A 16,644-nucleotide genomic window follows, 5' to 3' on the forward strand; every position below is an offset into this window, starting at 1 on the left:
GACTGCCGCTGGATTATGGAATTTCTACTTGAAAGCTGCTTGATCTGATGACAGAAAGCTGAAATTGTCAGAGTTTCACTTTGAGGTAAAGTTATTTCCCAGCAATTCTATTATCTAAAGATGACTCATTGCTTCTTAAAATTGCTTGTCCCAATTCGTCTGAACTCACTACACTTCCTCGCAACATCACTTAACTCATAATTAGCAGGTGACGTTTAAACATGCCGTCACGCATACCGAAAGCCAGCTAACAATTGTTTAGACTGACTCTTTCTGCCTAATATCCACATCTAGACACTAGACCGAAAATGGTCAGCATAACATCCCATCAGAACGATTTAGGCTGCTCAAAGTCGGTATAACATCCAAAATTGGAATACTAAATCGGCTCTTTCTGCCTAATGCCGGAAGTTGGAGTATTAGATCGACTCACATTCTGCATATTGTCCCTCGTCAGGGAATTAGACAGATTTTTTCCATATTCCTCCTCAAAGAAAGCTTGTACTATTCTGCCTAAGACCCAGTTCAACCCCAGGTGATCCTAATTCGAAAAGAATGAAGAATAATCAGGCATAGCTGCCTGCCTTGTAGATGAGCTTGCTCGTTTTAGTTTATTTTTCTCACCCTTTCCGAAACGGCACCGCCATTTTTCTTACCTTGTACCCTTTTTTATCGACATCTAGCTTAATCTTTATGCATTGCTATCTGCTCAAGTACAGCAGACTGCTGTACTTGTAGTGAGTCAATCGGGAATTGAGGGATAAAGACGCTTGAGCTTGATGCGAGCATCTTGAGTAGTGAAACGCCAATCCACCGGCTGCGGATGAGCATTGCGCGAGTGTTGCCAAGCCTCAACTTCGGTCTTCAGTGCCTCTTGGTCAGGAATGCGACGGTCTAGACACTGACGTGCTAACACACTCAGTTCAATCTCTGCCAGGTTTAACCAACTGCTTTGTAGCAATGCACCCGGATGGCTCAACATATTCTACGAACCCTGGAATCAGAACGGCGATTCTAGGATTCCCAAGATCTAAAACTGTAGTACTAGGCTGGTAACTCTAACATCTTATTGCCCTGAGTTCTTGATCAACTGAACGATCGTGCGAATTAACACATTCGGTGTCACAGGCTTTGCTAGATAAGCCTGAAAGCCCACGGCAAACGCTTTTTGACCAGACTCTTCATCCGCATAAGCGCTCAGAGCAATTACAGGAATCTGAACACCAACGGGAGACCCCTGTGATTCACGGTGCGAAACCTCAAAGCGTCGCACTTGTTGAATTAGGACATAACCATCTTCGTAAGGCAGCGCAATATCGCTAATCAATAATGTCGCTAATCAATATCGTTGGTGTTCGCTCCTCTAGTGTTTTGAGTGCCTCTGCAACTGACTCAACCGCAATCACGAGTGCTCTATGAGACTGTAGCAGGGCCGTCAGCCATTCGTGCACATTGGCTTCATCATCGACGACAAGAACCTCTTGGCTTGGAGGGTGAAGCATTGTGTTTTATCGATTTGATTGAACATCAGTTGGAGACTCTGCTCGAACTTCCTGTACTTCACCCACTTCAAAGACGAGTTGGAAAGGTTGACTTGTTTTACGTTCCAAAAAGTTTTCTAGCAAACGGACTTGTTTTGGTGTGACTGGATCTTGCGATCGCACTTGTAACCGAACCTCTGGCGGAGTTGTTAGCCAATTGATTTCACTATTTAACAAGGTGACCCGCTGGAAAGTCAAAGTGTCATTGAGTAGCGCTTGCTTCAAACTGGTTTCTAGCTGTGCTTGCTGCACTAATTTGGTAAAGCTAATTCCCAGTGGAATCATCAACAAGGCTGTGAGGGCTAAGGCTGTACATAAAGGCTTATGAGCGCGACGTAAGGGAGAACAGCCCAGAATCAAAAAAGTCAGCATACAAGCCAGCGTAATGCCAAGCAGGTTCGTGAGATAAAGCAATGTTGCACCGAGACTGAGCGAAGCATTTAGTCTTGAGAGACCCAATCCGATCACACAAATTGGTGGCATCAAGGCGACCGCGATCGCAGTTCCCGCTAATGTTCCTGATATTTTGGGTTGCCATTTCGCGTAAGTGCTGATTGCTCCTGCTGCGATCGCAATTCCTAAGTCAAGTAAAGTGGGTTTTGACCGGGCTAAAATTTCTGACCCAAAGCTGGACAGGTTGACTAATGTTCCTATCATCGTAGAGATTGCGACCGCCGAGATCGTTCCCAATATTACAGTTCCAAATCCTTGGCGAAAGAGCCGCACATCTCCGGTTAGTGCGCCGAACGCTAGAGCGCGAATTGGGAGCATTAATGGTGCCACAATCATTGCACCAATAATTACGGCTACACTATTGGTCAACAGTCCAAACGTTGCAATCAGGCAAGAGCCAATAATTAAAACAAAGTAAGGACGATCAGGAATCGCCTCGTCTAACAATTCAGTTTTAAGTTGTCGAAGGCGCTCAGGAGCGATCGATTGCCGAACCCATTTCTTCTTTGAAGTTTGGCGCAGCCAACTGCGAAACCTAGCTAGTAACATGGCTATCTCCTCGTCCACAGGCGTAATCTCAAGTATTAGCATCTTTCTTTCGGAAGTCGTCATCTGGCGCAAGTCTGAGTAAACTCAACAAACAATCTGAGGGATTAACTTATGCGTCAACTGATGATGCAAGTGGCGCAAGGACAGGGGGAAACAGTCCTACAAATCGTAAAGTCTTGTGATGCAGTGAATTTTTCAAAAATTGAAGCTCAAAGTATTGATCTCGTTATTGTTCATGTTTCTAATCGACAAGTTGAAAACTTGCTCGCCAAGCTCGAAGATTTGCCAGAGGTTCATATTACTTGGTTGCCAACGGGTATCATTGCGCTACGTCCCCCTGCTTCTGAAGCTCCGCAACAAGTTAAAAATGTTAAATCTCGTAGCCCGATCGAGATCTTTTTGTCAGGATTGCAGAGTGTTGGATCTTGGCGTAGCTTTCTCGCGTATGCTGCGGTGGCAGGAGTGGTGGTGTGGATTGGACTATACACGAATACAAGCTATCTTCTGGTTGCCGCAATGCTAATCGCACCCTTCGCAGGTCCCGCAATGAATAGCGCGATCGCAGCTGCACGCGGAGATCTACAGCTATTGGGTCGCAGTATCCTCCGATATTTTGCAGCATTAACAGTCACAACCGCGATCGCGTTCCTAAGATCCCAACATCGCTCATGGTAGATAGCAGTCAGATTTCAGCCGTAGCGGTATTAATCCCTTTAGTAGCAGGAGCGGCGGGAGCGTTGAACTTGGTACAGTCAGAGCGGAGTAGCTTAGTATCCGGAGCGGCAGCCGGAATGTTAGTTGCTGCTTCGCTTGCACCACCAGCAGGAATTGTCGGAATGGCAAGCGCGATTGGACGATGGGATATGACCATCAGTGGATTGTTTTTACTTGCATTGCAGCTATTTGGCATTCATTTATCGGCGACGTTGATCTTTCGAGCTTATGGACTGACTTTTCAGGGAAGCCGATATTCGCGTGGAAAGCGACAAGTTTTTCCGATCGCGCTCAGTGTTTCTCTGATTTCACTCGTTGCAATTTCAACCTGGCAGTTCTGGAATTCCCCCCAGTTTGAACGATCGAGTCGTGCTCAACGAGCGAATGCAGAAGTGCAACAAGCGGTTGAGCAGACTGGATTCGCGCAATTAGTTGAAGCGAACGTGCGCTTTACTCGTGCAGAGACCTCAGGACAAAGCTCCCTATTAACTGAGGTCTATGTTCAACACCAACCTGGAAGCACTCTTTCTAATCAGCAGGTTCGCGATCGCTTAACTCAAACCATTCAAACTCGTTTGCTTAATCAGGGTTTTAATGTTACCCCGCTCGTTAGCGTGACTGTTCTAGAAGCACCCAAAACTCAATAAGCTCACTCCTAGAGACAGAGGACATGTCTCCGTCACTTTTCTAGAATTCGTGTCCAGGTTTTCGTGTGTAAAAACAGTTATGAATTTTGAGCTATCAGCACTGTGGAAACAGCTTGAGTCAATGGTGCGCGATTTCATCGCCTTGCTTCCCAGCTTAATTCTCGCCATCATTGTCTTTTCTATTTTCTTTTTTATTGCAAGAGTGGTTAAGCGAACAGTACGACGGGCAACTGCAAATCGACGACAGGCTCGCAACTTAGGCTTAGTCCTAGGGCGATTAGCTCAAGGAACTATCATTTTGATTGGGTTATTTGTCTCGTTGTCGATCGTCGTTCCAACCTTTAGAGCAGGCGATTTGGTGCAACTACTTGGAATCAGTGGAGTCGCGATCGGTTTTGCATTTCGAGACATCCTCCAGAACTTTTTGTCAGGAATTCTGATTCTTTTAACCGAACCGTTTCGCATCGGGGATCAAATCGTGTTTAAGAACTTTGAGGGAACTGTCGAGAACATTGAAACTCGTGCCACCACAATTAGAACTTACGACAATCGCCGCATTGTGATTCCAAATTCTGAACTGTTTACAAACTCGGTGACAGTGAATACAGCCTTTGACAGTCGCCGCATGGAATACGATGTTGGCATTGGCTACGGTGATGACATTGAACAGGCAAAACAACTGATTCATGAAGCATTAGAAGAGATAGATGAAGTGCTTCGTGATCCTGCACCGGATGTGTTGGTGATGGAACTTGCAGAAAGTACCGTCAACATTCGAGTGCGCTGGTGGATCAAACCACCGCGTCGAATTGATGATTTGCGATCGCGAGATCAAGTCCTCACAGCAATCAAGCAGAAGTTAACTGCGAATGGCATTGATTTACCCTTTCCCACCCAGCAAATTCTGTTTCATGATCAAACCGAAGAAACAGACGGCGATCGGACTCGACAGCGAGAAGGATGGCCCGCTGGACAGAAACAAGTCCCTCGCGCTCGCAGCATTAGTGAAGCACTCCAAACATTAGCAGAACGAAGCGTTCAGCAGAACGGTCATCCCTCTCCGAATCATCATGAAAAACACAAAGCTGAGTAAGTATTGGGACACTTTACAATCGAGCTACTGGTTTTTCCCAGGGGTCATCTTGATTGCTGCGATCGCACTTGCATTTACAATGCTTCATCTCGATCGCACAGGAAAATCAGGCACAACCCATCTCTGGTGGCTCTATACAGGCGGACCAGATGGCGCACGAGCTGTGTTATCTGCGATCGCAGGGTCGATGATTACCGTTGCAGGAACAGCCTTTTCGGTTACGATCGTCGCTTTACAACTCGCTGCTTCTAATTTCGGACCGCGCTTGCTGCGAAATTTCATGCAGGATGTCGGCAACCAGGTTGTCTTAGGAACATTCATTGGAACTTTTATCTACTGCTTATTAGTCTTGAGAACGATTCGAGGAGAGAACTATTCGCCGTTTGTTCCTCAGATGGCTGTCACCGTTGGCGTTGCGCTTGCCATTGTTAGCACAGGTGTTTTAATCTATTTCATTCATCACGCTTCAACTATCATTCAAGCTTCGCAAGTGATTGTCAATGTTAGTGATGATCTCGATCGCGCCATTGATCGACTTTACCCGGAGCGAATTGGACAACATTCACAGCGACAGGTGGGAGAAATTCCCAATCAGTTCGAGCAGCAATCCGCGCCCGTCAAAGCATTACAAAAAGGATATCTACAAGCGATCGAGGATGAAGAACTGATGCAACTCGCCCGTCAAGCCGATGTGATGTTGTGCCTCAAAACACGACCCGGAAAGTACGTGATTCCAAGCACTCCCCTAGTTCTGGTCTATCCACACTCTAACCTTTCCCCAAAGCTGGTCAAACAAATTCAAAAAGCTTTCATCTTCGGCAATGAACGGACTGAACAACAAGACATTGCCTTTCCGATCGAGCAACTCGTCGAAATCGCATTGCGAGCGATTTCTCCTGCGGTGAATGATCCCTTTACAGCCATTCGCTGCATTGATCGGCTCGGTGCAGGGTTAAGCCGATTAGCCCAGAGAGATTTTCCTTCTCCTTACCGCTACGACGATAATCATACGCTGCGAATCATTGCTGAACCGACAACCTTTGAGGCTCTTACCGATCGGGCTTTCAACCAGATTCGACAATATGCTCGATCGGATGCCGCCGTCACAATTCGACTGCTCGAAGCGATCGCGCTGATTGCAACGTATGCAGAAACTTCAACCCAGAGAGGCGTTCTACGTCGTCATGCAGAAATGATTCAGCGCGGTAGCCAAAATGCGCTATCTGAGAAGTGCGATCTCCATGATGTGGAGCAGCGATATCAAGAAGCAATAACAGCCTTAGATTCTGAAGAAGCTAACCTTGATTTCAGGCAACTCTGACATTCATTCGGTAAGGAACCGCAGGTGTGATGTCGGTTGCTGTGTCTGGGGAGTCAAGGCTTCAGTCATAAGAATTCTATCCACGGAGAAACTTGAAAGTGGGCGGAAAGGGAACGTGACTTCATACTAAATCATCGATTTGTATTACACGCCGAGTTGAACAAGTTATCCCTTAAGGGGGAGGTATGAAAATCGATACGAGGGACATATTCTATAATGGATTATCTAAGTTACGAATATGCCTCATGTCTTACTGGTTGATGATGAAGCACCGCTGCGTGATAGCTTAAGCTACGCTTTGCAGAAGGAGGGCTATAGAGTCACAACTGCATCAGATGGTGCTGCTGCATTGAAACTATTTCATAAGCAAGTGCCGGATGTCATTTTGCTGGATCTGATGCTACCAGAGGTAGGCGGCATGGAGGTATGTTGGCGCATCCGAGCATTTTCCGATGTTCCTATTGTGATGCTGACCGCAAAAGATCAAGACATCGATAAAGTGTGGGGACTCGAAGCAGGAGCCGATGACTACATTACGAAGCCATTTAACACACGAGAATTGTTGGCACGCATTCGAGCGGTCTTGCGGCGACGCTCGGCGGCAGAAGGATCGCCGATCATGGATTAGGGACAATGTGGCTGAAACGATTGGGTGCAATTCGGTGGAATTCGTTACACACAAAGCTGTTAGTCACATACTGGCTGCTCACCGTGCTGGGAACTTCGCTAATGGCAGGGTTTCTGTTGCGATCGCTCTCCGCGTACTTTATGCAGATGCGACAAACGGATTTAGAAAATTGGACAACTGCGATCAGTGAAAGTGTTGCAGATGAGCTAGAGCAAAAAAATGTTCAGCGCGTCCAGCAGTTGATGGAACGTCATGGTAAACCCGAAACAGTAACCGTGCGTGTTCTAAGTCCAAAAGGGCAGCTCCTGGCATCCTCTGCTAATGAGGACCATCACATCACAGACTGGTTGGTAGTTCCAGGTGTGCGAGAAGCTTTACAAAATCAGATGGCGCAGGGAACTGCAAAAGGCGTATTAGCGAATGACGATCGCTTGTACATTGCACGTCCTATTCGTCGCAATGGACAGCTTTTGGGTGTGCTGCGAATGTCTGTAACGCTTGAGCAATTCCAGCGGCAATTTTCATTTCTGTGGTGGACGGTAATAGGGACGTTGTTGCTAACAATGCTTCTGTGTGCAGTGATCAGCGATCGTTTAGCCAGAAGTTTTTCCATCCCGATTCAAACGATGCGAAACTTTGCGATTCGCTTGGGTAGTGGTCATTTTGGCGATAAATTAAGCATTCGTCAAAGCAATGAATTAGATGAACTCGCGATCGAACTCAATCGCATGAGTGAGCGGTTAGCATCACTCGATCAAGAGCGCCGGACATTTCTCGCCAATGTCTCGCACGAACTTCGCACCCCGATTAGTAACATTCAAGTGACCGTAGAAGCTCTGCAAAACGGAGCCGTGGAAGAGCCGCACTTACGCGATCGCTTCTTTGAGTCGATTGAAGATGAAACACGACGATTAGCCCGACTGATTCATGATTTGCTCGATTTGGGACGATTAGAAGCCGGAGCAACCTTATTGGAGCAGCAGACGATCGATCTCCAGCAGTTAATCGATCGTGCCGTTCGAGCCGTAGAAACGCGAATGCAGGTGCGCCAGATGTCATTTCGTCTCAATATCGCAAAGGTTTCACTCATCGGCGATCCAGAACGACTACTGCAAGCCCTATTGAACATTTTGGACAACGCTATCAAACACTCTAGAGAAGATTCTCAGGTTTTTATCACAGGGGCACAAGAGGGTCAACAGGTCGTGATAACAATTCAAGATCAAGGACCTGGGATTGAGCAAACCGCATTGCCTCGAATTTTTGAACAGTTTTATACGGGTGATCCGTCGCGTAAAGGCAGTAGTACGGGATTGGGACTCGCGATCTCACAGCGCATCATTCAGGCCCATCATGGCACGATCACGGCAAGTAGTTCGGTTGGGCAGGGGGCAAAATTTACAATTTGCTTACCGCTTAAATAACGGGAGCGTGTCACCTTCTGAGGAGAGAAGTGAGAATAGAGGAAATCTGTTCCTGAAGAGGTTCCCGCGATGACTGCTGAAGAGCGACAAGCGCTAGATGTCCACGTTCAAGCGATAGCAAAAATCTTGTAGAACGAGGCTGACAAAAGCTAGATGACGAACTTGGCAGAAATCGAAGGATGGTGCGAAAAACGCTGTCGTTCTCTAAGAAGTTGGACAATCACATTGGTGCAATTTGGTACTTTATTCATGACTACAATGCATCCTTACCTGTTTAGGACTACCGTAAGCAGAAAGCCCGTTTCGAGAAATTCGTAAATCTAGCAGAAAAATCATAGGGCAAAGACTATCCGAATCATGAAACCGAGAAGTTATCGACCTTGCGAACACAGTAAAAGATCCCAAATGGGTTCTATACATTTCGATCAAACTACAATAACAAATCCAGTTCAACTTGCACATGAAATTGCTCAGTCTATTTATGCAGAAATGCAGTCTCACTTTTAGTTCTGGTGTTCAGACTAATGTAGAGAGATATTGTCAAACATAGACGGGATGGCAAGAAGATAGCAGGACGATCGCATCAGGAAGCAGTTAGGCCGAATGATATTTGGTTGGGGGGGCTGTCGCATGACATCGCGCCCTCAAAGTATATTTGCTTTAGTCTAAGTCCCCCTCAGCCCTCTATCCACTAATCAAAGCTTCTACAAACTCGTAGCTAGAAAAGGGACGTAAATCTTCGATACCTTCTCCGGCTCCAATAAAGCGAATCGGCAATCCAAGTTGCTCGACCACTGCTAGCGCAATTCCGCCTTTTGCGGTTCCATCTAGCTTCGTAAGAACAACTCCGCTGAGTTGTGCTGCTTGTGCAAAGACTTCTGCTTGTTTCAAGCCATTTTGTCCCAAAGTGGCATCGAGAACGAGCAACGATTCGACCTTAGCATTTGCGGCTTTTTTGTCGATGATGCGGCGAACTTTGCTGAGTTCGTCCATTAAGTTCTTTTTGTTCTGAAGTCGCCCTGCTGTGTCAATTAACAGCAGCTCTGTGCCACGAGATTGAGCCGCAGTAATGGCATCGAACACCACTGCTGCCGGATCAGTATTTTGTCCGGGATTGGCGATGACCTCGACGTTGCTGCGCTGTCCCCAAACTTTGACTTGCTCAACTGCCGCCGCCCGAAAAGTATCTGCCGCTCCGATGAGACATTTGTAGCCAGATTTCGTAGCGATGTGGGCGAGTTTGCCGATCGTCGTCGTTTTTCCCGCACCATTCACACCCGTCATGAGCCAAATGTTGAGGACATCTTTTTCGGGTGCGAAGAAGGCGCTATGTGAACCTTGGAGCGGCTGATCCAGCAAGTCTCGCAGAATTTGCTTCAAGTATGCGATCGCTTGATCTGGCGGTAAGGTTTCTTGGCGTAGCTTAGTTTGCAGCGCTTCAATAATTTTGTCGGTTGCCTCAACCCCTGCATCGGCTTGTAGCAACAAGGATTCAATCTCGTAAACGGCATCTTGATTTAGAGGCCCTTGACCAACGATCGCTTTTAGCTGATTGACTAAGCTACGACGAGTTTTATCGAGTCCCTGACGCAAGCGTTTGAGCCAGGTGATCTCTTCGATCGAGACATCTTCTGCCCGACGACCCATCGCCGCAAGCACATCCGCTGACCACATGAAGCCCTCGTCGATCGTAAACACCGGCAGCTCTGGGACGAGTGCTTCGGCAACAGGTTCGACGGATTCGGGTTCTTCTTCGATCGCGGTGGCCCTGAGGCGTTCTAGTCGAGCTTGGCGATCGGCTTCGGCTTGCGCCCAGAACGGTAGCGTCGGCTGGGGAGCAGTTTCGGCTTCGTCGGGTTGGTCGGTCGCGGATTCAACGGCTTCTGGAACTGCTGCCGGAACTTCGGTCAATGCTCCAGATTTAACGACTTCTGGAGATGTTGAAATGTCTGGGACTGCTTCAACCGATCCCACAGGTTCAGCCGTTTCAGTCGATTCTTCCTTAGCCGATTCTGTAACTTCAGGCTCCTCAAGCCCTGCGGTTTCTTCGTTGATTGCATCGGTTTCTACAACGGGGGCTTCGGCTTTCTGCGCTTCTTCTTGCTGTTTGCGGCGAAACGCTTCGACGATCGCTCGTGCATTGGCGATCCGGATGTCCTCCTCGGAGGATTGCTCGTCCGCAGGTTCAGCAGGCGTTTCCTCGGTAGCTTCGCTTCCTGAAAGGTTCGGTGTTTCAGCCGCCGGAGTGGGTTCGGGCTGATTTTGCTCGTCTTTTTTGTTAAACCGATTGAACCAATTAAACGTCATACCAAAATTCCAGATCGCTTATCTTCACTTTAATGGAAATTAGCGATTCACTTAGCGATTCACATTGAGTGAGTCGGTGACGCGGCGAAGAATTCCGTTAATAAACTTGTGTCCGTCTTCGTTGCTGTAGCGCTTTGCCAGTTCTACGGCTTCGTTGATCGCCACTCGATCAGGAATGCCCAGAAACATCATTTCGACCGTAGCGATGCGGAGAATGTCGCGATCGATCGTCGCTAATCGCTCAACCTTCCAATCGACCAAAATATCGTTGAGCAGTTGATCGATGGCTGTACGCTCAACTTGGAGCCGCGTGATGATTTCCATCGCATAAGTGCGGACTTCGGCTTGGTTTGCCAGCTGAATGAATTCCGGAAGCTCGATCGCACCGCCAATACGATTAATCGCGCTTTGAGCCAGGGCGATCGCTTCTTGTACCATCGTGCGGGCAGACTCAAGATTCGCCGCGCGGGTTTGACTTTTGAGCAGTTGGGCATCGCCGCGTTGCAGTTCTGCCGCAGCCGTTTCAAGCGTGTCGCGGGCTTCAGCGGCGAGTGTCCGAATCGAAGCAAGAACGAGATCTTGAATTCTTTGTTGACTCACTTTTTCCAAATCAGAAGGAAGCTGGCTGATGCTGAGAAGTGCCAGTTCACGGGAAATTCGGCGGGCTTGCATGGCAGGTTTGGGGTTCAAATTGGCTCACGTATCTTACTGTATTCGAGACCCCGCTTAAAGACCTGATGTTAGATCCGTCAATCCATCAGACGGTTTACCCACCGCTAATTTTGGCTTTATATCCCAATTCTGTGAGCAATTGCAGCAATTTTTGCGCGTGATCGCCCTGGATCTCGATCGTCTCTTCCTTGACCGCTCCCCCCGTTCCACACTGCGCCTTCAATTTCTTGGCTAAATCACTCAAGATCTCTGGTTTGTGTTGAAATCCTGAAATTATCGTCACCGTTTTACCGCCGCGCCCTTTGCGAGACACCTGAATGCGGACATTTTGCTGATTGGGAGGCAAGTCAGGCACAGCGCGTTCAAACACTTCTGAATTGCCGAACTCAGAATAAACAACGCGGTCACGCTGGCGTGTGCCGGAGATATCGCGATCGGGCTTCGGTTTCTTTCCCATAGCAAATCCTGATGTATCCAAATATTACAGGCAAACACAACTGAATCTTAAGGAGGGCTGAGTCTCGAAAGGGAGAATGTTAGAATTCCTAGCAGAATCACTTTAGAAGCTGAGCTTGCTCAATTCTAAACGTGATGGGTGCTGTGGAAACGCAATCCCGCTGCAACGATATCAACCCCGATTTAATAAAATTCTCATCCGACTTGTGCATACCCAGAAGCATCACAAGATTGATCTCGGTACGGATTATCCCTGCCCGTGCCGCCGTCGCGGTCGCTTGATCCCGATCGCGCTGACTGAAGCGTTTGGCTGTAATCGCTGTCAGCAGATTTTCGTTGTTGAAGAAAATGGTTGTGTGATTGAACAGCTTGCCACCACTTATCCGTATAAGCGATCGTGGCGCTGGACAGGACACCAGTGGAATGTGGTGCAACCGGGATTGGGAGATAGCTATCTGCCTTTAGCGCTCGGTATTTTGCTGGTTCTGCTGAGTATTTGGCTACCTGTTGCGCTGCATTCGCCCTCCGGAGCAAGTATTATGTTGTGGGCGATCGTGGCATTGGTATTAGCGGTGCTACCTGCGCTCATGGTTTGGTTAGCCTATCGACGGTAGCCCAATGACGACGGATAATTTGGGGGCATTTGACCCGATTTCAGCCCTACGTGCGGCTCATACGGCTTCGGTAACGTTGTCATCGGCGAGCGGCGTGAATCGGAGTCGAGCAGTTCAAGCGATGGCGCAGGCGTTGTGTCGTCGCCAAAATGACATTCTAGAAGCGAATACGCTCGATCTCGAAATTAGCCGAGAAATGGCGATTTCGGAGTTGCTGCTGGAGTGGCTGAAACTGACCCCAGAACGGCTGCAAAACGTCGTGCAAATTCTCAATCGGTTAAGCGAACTGCCAGACCCGATCGGGCGTGTGATGCCTGCAAATTTCCAGACCGATCGCGCTCAGACGTATTCGCAGTTAATGCCGCTGGGTGTGATTGCGCTGATTTACGAAGCGTTCCCTGAACTCAGCGCGATCGCGGCTGGGTTGTGTATCAAAACGGCAAACTGTCTGATTCTCAAGGGAAGCAGCGAGGCAAGCCACTCGAATCTGGCGATCGCGGAAACATTACAGCAAGCGCTAGAAGATGAAGGTTTACCGATTGAAAGCGTGCAGTTGCTCCCGGCAGAAGACGCGCCGATTCGAGATTTGATTATTCAAGATCGATATTTGAATTTGGTGATTCCCTACGGGCGACCGAGTTTGGTACAGCAAGTTGTGCGGCAAGCGACTGCGCCTGTATTGAAATCGGCGATGGGAAATTGTTATCTGTATTGGTCGCCGTCGGGGAGTTTGGAGATGACGCGATCGATGATTATTGATAGTCACCTGAGCGAACCTGATCCCGTGAATGCGATCGAGAAAGTGCTGATTCATCGACAGCAGAATCCCGCATCTCTAGTAATGCTTTGGGATAGTCTGCGTGAAAAAGGATTTGAAATTCGAGGTGACATGACGTTAGCCAACGAATTCCCAAGCCTTCGGCTGGTTGAGGATTCGGAATGGAATCAAGCGTATCTCGATCGCATTATTAGCTTTCGGATTGTGGATGGGTTGCCAAGCGCAATCAACTGCATCAATCATTACAGTAGCGGTCATGCAGATTGCCTTGTCACTGAGTCCTACCAAGAAAGCCGCCAGTTCGCTTTGGGAGTGAATAGCGCGACAACGTATATCAATGCGTCGCCTCGGTTTTATCGCAATCCGAAACGCGGAGATGCCATCTTTTTGGGTATGTCGAATCAGAAAGGGCATCGACGCGGTTTAATCGGCCTAGAGACATTAACCACTGTAAAACATATTGTCCAAGGAACTGGACTGATGTAGCGCTTGGGTGAACATAGACCTCATGTCAGTCCGACGAATTAGAAGGCAGCCAGAATCGCTCTACCCCTACCCCCAGCCTAAAAAATCTCGAATCCTAGCCTTGCGGGAAAGCCAGAATTCGAGAAGGGTGAGCTACGGATTTGTGAATTGCTTTCTAGACATCCCTAAGGCTGTCTGCACGCTTTGAACTCGTTCTTAAAGTTCTGCGGCCCCTTATAGCCAGAACTCTCTGCTAACTGCTGCAACGTTTGCCGCCCACTGTAAAATCGTCCGTTAACCTGCCAAGTCGGAAATCCTACTTTTTGCCCCGTCTGCTTTTCTGCCTCTCCTAAAACCCGCTGACAAGTCTCGATTTGAGCATCTTTTCCGCCCTCAGCGCATTCTACATAAGGGAATTCTTTAGACGCTTCCTTACCAAAGAATTGCTTTTGTTCGCAGCAGTGCGGACACCAATACGCCCCGTACATCGTGGCTCCGGTCTGCTTCAAATGCTGCGCCAACTGCGTCTCCGCCTCTCCCGACGTATTCTCGATCACAAAATAAGGATTTCCCTGCGCGTCTGAGATTGTGACCGCATCGGCAGAAACTTGCCCAACCGAGGCACCCCAAGCGATCGACCCGATCAGCGTCACAATCCCGACGATCGACCCCAAGAATACTAATTGTCCGCGATCGTTCCAGTCCCGCCCGATCAGCGTCAACACAAACATCAGCGTGGCAAAAGTCGCCGATGCCAGACAAAAATAACAAATCCCGCTGACCCCAAATTGCGACACAAATTTGGAGAACATAATGTACATCAAGTAGCCGCTAAACAGCAGCATCGCCGTTGCGCCCGCAAACAGCAACAGCCAAGTCTGATTTTCTAAGTTCGTGCGTAACGATTTCTTTTCCTCTGGATTCACCAGTAGCGGAGCCAGCGCAAACACCGCCATCGCTAAATAAGCTAGCAAGCCGTACAGCGATAGCGGTAAGCCAAATAGCACGGCATACGGACTTTCTAGCACCCGTTCGCATCCAGTTGTGGGGCAGGCAACGGTGGTACTAGCCAGCTTGTTAAAGGTGATATAGCCTGTATTGAGAATACCGAGTGCCGCGATCGCGCCGATCAGCAGGCGAGAGTTTCGGTAAATCCAGGGCGTAGAACGTCGGCGAGTCATAGGATGATTTCAAAGAAAGTCGCTTTATACTCTATCAGGGTAACGGTTGCAACCATGACTTGGAGTCTATAGTTTATTTTGGCTGAATTTTGGGCGATCGTACCGTTTGTTTTCCTGACTGTAGTTGCAGTTCTAAGTTTCTTGGCAAATTCACTTGCAAAGTTTTGGTTCTTTTGCTAAGTTAATTAAGCGCTGAAAAGCGCAGTCGCCGGGATAGCTCAGTTGGTAGAGCAGAGGACTGAAAATCCTCGTGTCACGAGTTCAAGTCTCGTTCCTGGCATAGGTCTTCTGGCAACACCTTGAATTTGTCCTACGGACATTTCTCTTGAACCCGTTGTCGCCTAGAAGCTCGCACCAATTTTACTCGATACAAATTAGCATCCTTCCGCCAGACCACCCAATGCCCCTTTAACTCAGCATAGTGGTCTTCCAAGCACTTCTGCCAGCCTCGACGATCGCGGAGCTAGCAAGACTGTTTATATTGTCATGAGGAGATATCTAGAAGTCCCAAGCCCTCATTCATGAGGTTTAAAGAATTCAAGAAGGCTGAACGAGATAATCAAGTGTGTAGTTTTCCATCTCTGACAATGAAACAGCTATACTCTTTATCTGATCTAAACAGCGACATCGAGCGCGCGAAGCCTTTATGAAGTTTGTTAAGTAAGTAGCGACACAAAACTTGCGAATTCAATAGTAACGACATTGATCGTGCGACGAGATTTTGCGAGACAAATATACCTGGATTCCTTACGAGGCAAGAGCTCCAGCTGTTTCAATATCAACGACATTAGCGCGCGAACAGCGACATTTATTGTATAAACGTACACCCCAAATTTCCCCAGAACCTGCTTACAACTGAATAGCGTGGACTGCGGATCAAGGCCGTATTCACAACTTTTGATGGGGAGAAATACCCAAATAAAGCTATGAATACCGATATTGATACCGCCATCTTTGCGGTGTGTGAGAAGCTGATTTTTTACTAGAACGCTTATACTGCGGTTCTCACACACATTATTTTGAGGATGGGGAGGCGCGATCGCGCTCAGTTTGGGAACACTGAACCTGTTCCTTATTCCCAGTGGCGATGGAAGAAATCGATTTTTTAATGAATTCTGAACCCGCGATCGCAGCTTTGCTGCTTCTGGTGTTCATGCTTGGGCTAGGGGGTTAGGGACTTCTGGCAGAGCAGCGAGATTTGATATACCCTGAACTGTCCATCTAGAACCGAAGCTATTTTGTGCAGCAACCCTCCCCGCCGCCTAACCCAGTTCCTCTTTCTCAGTCCCCAACGAAATTAACCCGCTTGAAAATAAAGATTGAATCACCCAGCGCTGCTCGATTGGACGGGATCCATGGGGCGGAAAAAAGGCTCTTTGGTCTACTCTGGAGGACTTTCTTTAAGTCCTCAGATTGCTCTGCGCTTCCTATTTATATTGCAGGAGATGTGCCTTTTCACCTCTTGCAGCGAGGACAAATTCAAGCTTGGAACAGATGGATGAGCCAACGCAACTTCCCCCAGCTGAGCAACATTACCGACCTCAGTGGTGCCGACCTCAGCAGAGCTAATCTCCGGGGTGCTTACCTCTTCAATGCCAACCTCAGCGGTGCCGATCTCAGCGAAGCCAATCTCAATGGTGCTGGTCTCGATGGTGTAATCGTAGAGAGCACTTTTTGGTGAAGGCATAGAGCGGTAAAGAAGGAATTCTCTACGGGTCCGAATGCATTGGTTTTAATAGCGCGATCGCTTCTGTACTCATCTACCTGAATTATTCTTGAACGCTTTCATCTGTGCATCCAC

The 16,644-nt window shown here is 48.1% G+C and carries 14 protein-coding genes, 1 tRNA gene and 3 pseudogenes; 10 read left to right on the forward strand and 8 right to left on the reverse strand.

What is annotated here, in order from left to right:
* Positions 1 to 742: 742 nt before the first annotated feature.
* The 4 genes and pseudogenes from NC980_RS24980 to NC980_RS24995 form a co-directional block, all read right to left on the reverse strand.
* A pseudogene (locus NC980_RS24980) lies at positions 743 to 949 on the reverse strand (IS630 family transposase); the annotation flags it as partial.
* A 117-nt stretch (positions 950 to 1,066) separates the two neighbouring features.
* Positions 1,067 to 1,327, reverse strand: a complete 261-nt coding sequence (locus NC980_RS24985; RefSeq protein ID WP_190375953.1) for a response regulator — start codon at positions 1,325 to 1,327, stop codon at positions 1,067 to 1,069.
* Entirely contained in the window at positions 1,320 to 1,502 is a 183-nt protein-coding gene (locus tag NC980_RS24990; protein WP_190375954.1) for a hypothetical protein, read from the reverse strand. Before NC980_RS24990 ends, NC980_RS24985 begins: the two co-directional genes overlap by 8 nt.
* 6 nt (positions 1,503 to 1,508) lie before the next feature.
* Entirely contained in the window at positions 1,509 to 2,543 is a 1,035-nt protein-coding gene (locus tag NC980_RS24995) for a DUF389 domain-containing protein (protein WP_190375955.1), read from the reverse strand.
* Between the two features lie 111 nt (positions 2,544 to 2,654).
* Between NC980_RS24995 and NC980_RS25000 the strand changes: the two are divergent.
* The 6 genes and pseudogenes from NC980_RS25000 to NC980_RS25025 all read left to right on the forward strand — a co-directional run.
* Positions 2,655 to 3,904 (forward strand): annotated as a pseudogene (locus NC980_RS25000) (DUF389 domain-containing protein).
* Positions 3,905 to 3,983: 79 nt separating this feature from the next.
* The gene (locus NC980_RS25005; RefSeq protein ID WP_190375956.1) at positions 3,984 to 4,997 is read left to right on the forward strand and encodes a mechanosensitive ion channel family protein; all 1,014 of its coding nucleotides are present in this window, start codon (positions 3,984 to 3,986) and stop codon (positions 4,995 to 4,997) included.
* Positions 4,975 to 6,318 carry a DUF2254 domain-containing protein gene (locus NC980_RS25010; RefSeq protein WP_190375957.1) on the forward strand — a complete coding sequence of 448 codons (1,344 nt, stop codon included), beginning with the start codon at positions 4,975 to 4,977 and terminating at the stop codon, positions 6,316 to 6,318. The genes NC980_RS25005 and NC980_RS25010 overlap by 23 nt, the downstream gene beginning before the upstream one ends.
* A gap of 238 nt (positions 6,319 to 6,556) precedes the next feature.
* Positions 6,557 to 6,946: a response regulator gene (locus NC980_RS25015; protein ID WP_190375958.1), complete on the forward strand. Its 390-nt coding sequence runs from the start codon at positions 6,557 to 6,559 to the stop codon at positions 6,944 to 6,946.
* A 5-nt stretch (positions 6,947 to 6,951) separates the two neighbouring features.
* Entirely contained in the window at positions 6,952 to 8,370 is a 1,419-nt protein-coding gene (locus tag NC980_RS25020) for an ATP-binding protein (protein ID WP_190375959.1), read from the forward strand.
* A gap of 176 nt (positions 8,371 to 8,546) precedes the next feature.
* Positions 8,547 to 8,648, forward strand: a pseudogene (locus tag NC980_RS25025) (IS1 family transposase); the annotation flags it as partial.
* Between the two features lie 406 nt (positions 8,649 to 9,054).
* On the opposite strand, the gene ftsY reads toward NC980_RS25025, so the two are convergent.
* The 3 genes from ftsY to NC980_RS25040 form a co-directional block, all read right to left on the reverse strand.
* On the reverse strand, positions 9,055 to 10,677 hold the full coding sequence (gene ftsY / locus NC980_RS25030) for a signal recognition particle-docking protein FtsY (protein WP_190375960.1): 1,623 nt from the start codon (positions 10,675 to 10,677) through the stop codon (positions 9,055 to 9,057).
* A gap of 51 nt (positions 10,678 to 10,728) precedes the next feature.
* Positions 10,729 to 11,349 (reverse strand): transcription antitermination factor NusB, encoded by a 621-nt coding sequence (gene nusB / locus NC980_RS25035; RefSeq protein WP_190375961.1) that lies wholly within the window; start codon positions 11,347 to 11,349, stop codon positions 10,729 to 10,731.
* Between the two features lie 94 nt (positions 11,350 to 11,443).
* Positions 11,444 to 11,806 (reverse strand): translation initiation factor, encoded by a 363-nt coding sequence (locus NC980_RS25040; protein WP_190375962.1) that lies wholly within the window; start codon positions 11,804 to 11,806, stop codon positions 11,444 to 11,446.
* Between the two features lie 205 nt (positions 11,807 to 12,011).
* Here NC980_RS25040 and NC980_RS25045 point away from each other — a divergent pair, with 205 nt between their 5' ends.
* Positions 12,012 to 12,419 (forward strand): hypothetical protein, encoded by a 408-nt coding sequence (locus NC980_RS25045; RefSeq protein WP_190375965.1) that lies wholly within the window; start codon positions 12,012 to 12,014, stop codon positions 12,417 to 12,419.
* A gap of 4 nt (positions 12,420 to 12,423) precedes the next feature.
* Positions 12,424 to 13,683 (forward strand): glutamate-5-semialdehyde dehydrogenase, encoded by a 1,260-nt coding sequence (locus NC980_RS25050; protein ID WP_190375963.1) that lies wholly within the window; start codon positions 12,424 to 12,426, stop codon positions 13,681 to 13,683.
* A gap of 164 nt (positions 13,684 to 13,847) precedes the next feature.
* Here NC980_RS25050 and NC980_RS25055 read toward each other — a convergent pair whose 3' ends face one another.
* The gene (locus NC980_RS25055) at positions 13,848 to 14,843 is read right to left on the reverse strand and encodes a vitamin K epoxide reductase family protein (RefSeq protein WP_190375964.1); all 996 of its coding nucleotides are present in this window, start codon (positions 14,841 to 14,843) and stop codon (positions 13,848 to 13,850) included.
* 207 nt (positions 14,844 to 15,050) lie between these two features.
* Between NC980_RS25055 and NC980_RS25060 the strand changes: the two genes are divergently transcribed.
* A tRNA-Phe gene (locus NC980_RS25060) sits at positions 15,051 to 15,123 on the forward strand.
* 1,167 nt (positions 15,124 to 16,290) lie between these two features.
* Complete coding sequence (locus NC980_RS25065) at positions 16,291 to 16,524, forward strand: pentapeptide repeat-containing protein (RefSeq protein WP_347272578.1); 234 nt, start codon at positions 16,291 to 16,293, stop codon at positions 16,522 to 16,524.
* Positions 16,525 to 16,644: the final 120 nt, after the last annotated feature.

Source organism: Leptolyngbya sp. AS-A5, from assembly GCF_039962495.1.
Taxonomy (GTDB): Bacteria; Cyanobacteriota; Cyanobacteriia; order Leptolyngbyales; family Leptolyngbyaceae; genus Leptolyngbya.

Excerpts from the sequence above, each read along its gene's own strand:
- NC980_RS24990 (WP_190375954.1), bottom strand. The coding sequence starts at position 1,502 with ATGCTTCACCCTCCAAGCCAAGAGGTTCTTGTCGTCGATGATGAAGCC.
- NC980_RS24995 (WP_190375955.1), bottom strand. The coding sequence starts at position 2,543 with ATGTTACTAGCTAGGTTTCGCAGTTGGCTGCGCCAAACTTCAAAGAAG.
- NC980_RS25005 (WP_190375956.1), top strand. The coding sequence starts at position 3,984 with ATGAATTTTGAGCTATCAGCACTGTGGAAACAGCTTGAGTCAATGGTG.
- NC980_RS25010 (WP_190375957.1), top strand. The coding sequence starts at position 4,975 with ATGAAAAACACAAAGCTGAGTAAGTATTGGGACACTTTACAATCGAGC.
- NC980_RS25015 (WP_190375958.1), top strand. The coding sequence starts at position 6,557 with ATGCCTCATGTCTTACTGGTTGATGATGAAGCACCGCTGCGTGATAGC.
- NC980_RS25020 (WP_190375959.1), top strand. The coding sequence starts at position 6,952 with ATGTGGCTGAAACGATTGGGTGCAATTCGGTGGAATTCGTTACACACA.
- ftsY (WP_190375960.1), bottom strand. The coding sequence starts at position 10,677 with ATGACGTTTAATTGGTTCAATCGGTTTAACAAAAAAGACGAGCAAAAT.
- nusB (WP_190375961.1), bottom strand. The coding sequence starts at position 11,349 with ATGCAAGCCCGCCGAATTTCCCGTGAACTGGCACTTCTCAGCATCAGC.
- NC980_RS25040 (WP_190375962.1), bottom strand. The coding sequence starts at position 11,806 with ATGGGAAAGAAACCGAAGCCCGATCGCGATATCTCCGGCACACGCCAG.
- NC980_RS25050 (WP_190375963.1), top strand. The coding sequence starts at position 12,424 with ATGACGACGGATAATTTGGGGGCATTTGACCCGATTTCAGCCCTACGT.
- NC980_RS25055 (WP_190375964.1), bottom strand. The coding sequence starts at position 14,843 with ATGACTCGCCGACGTTCTACGCCCTGGATTTACCGAAACTCTCGCCTG.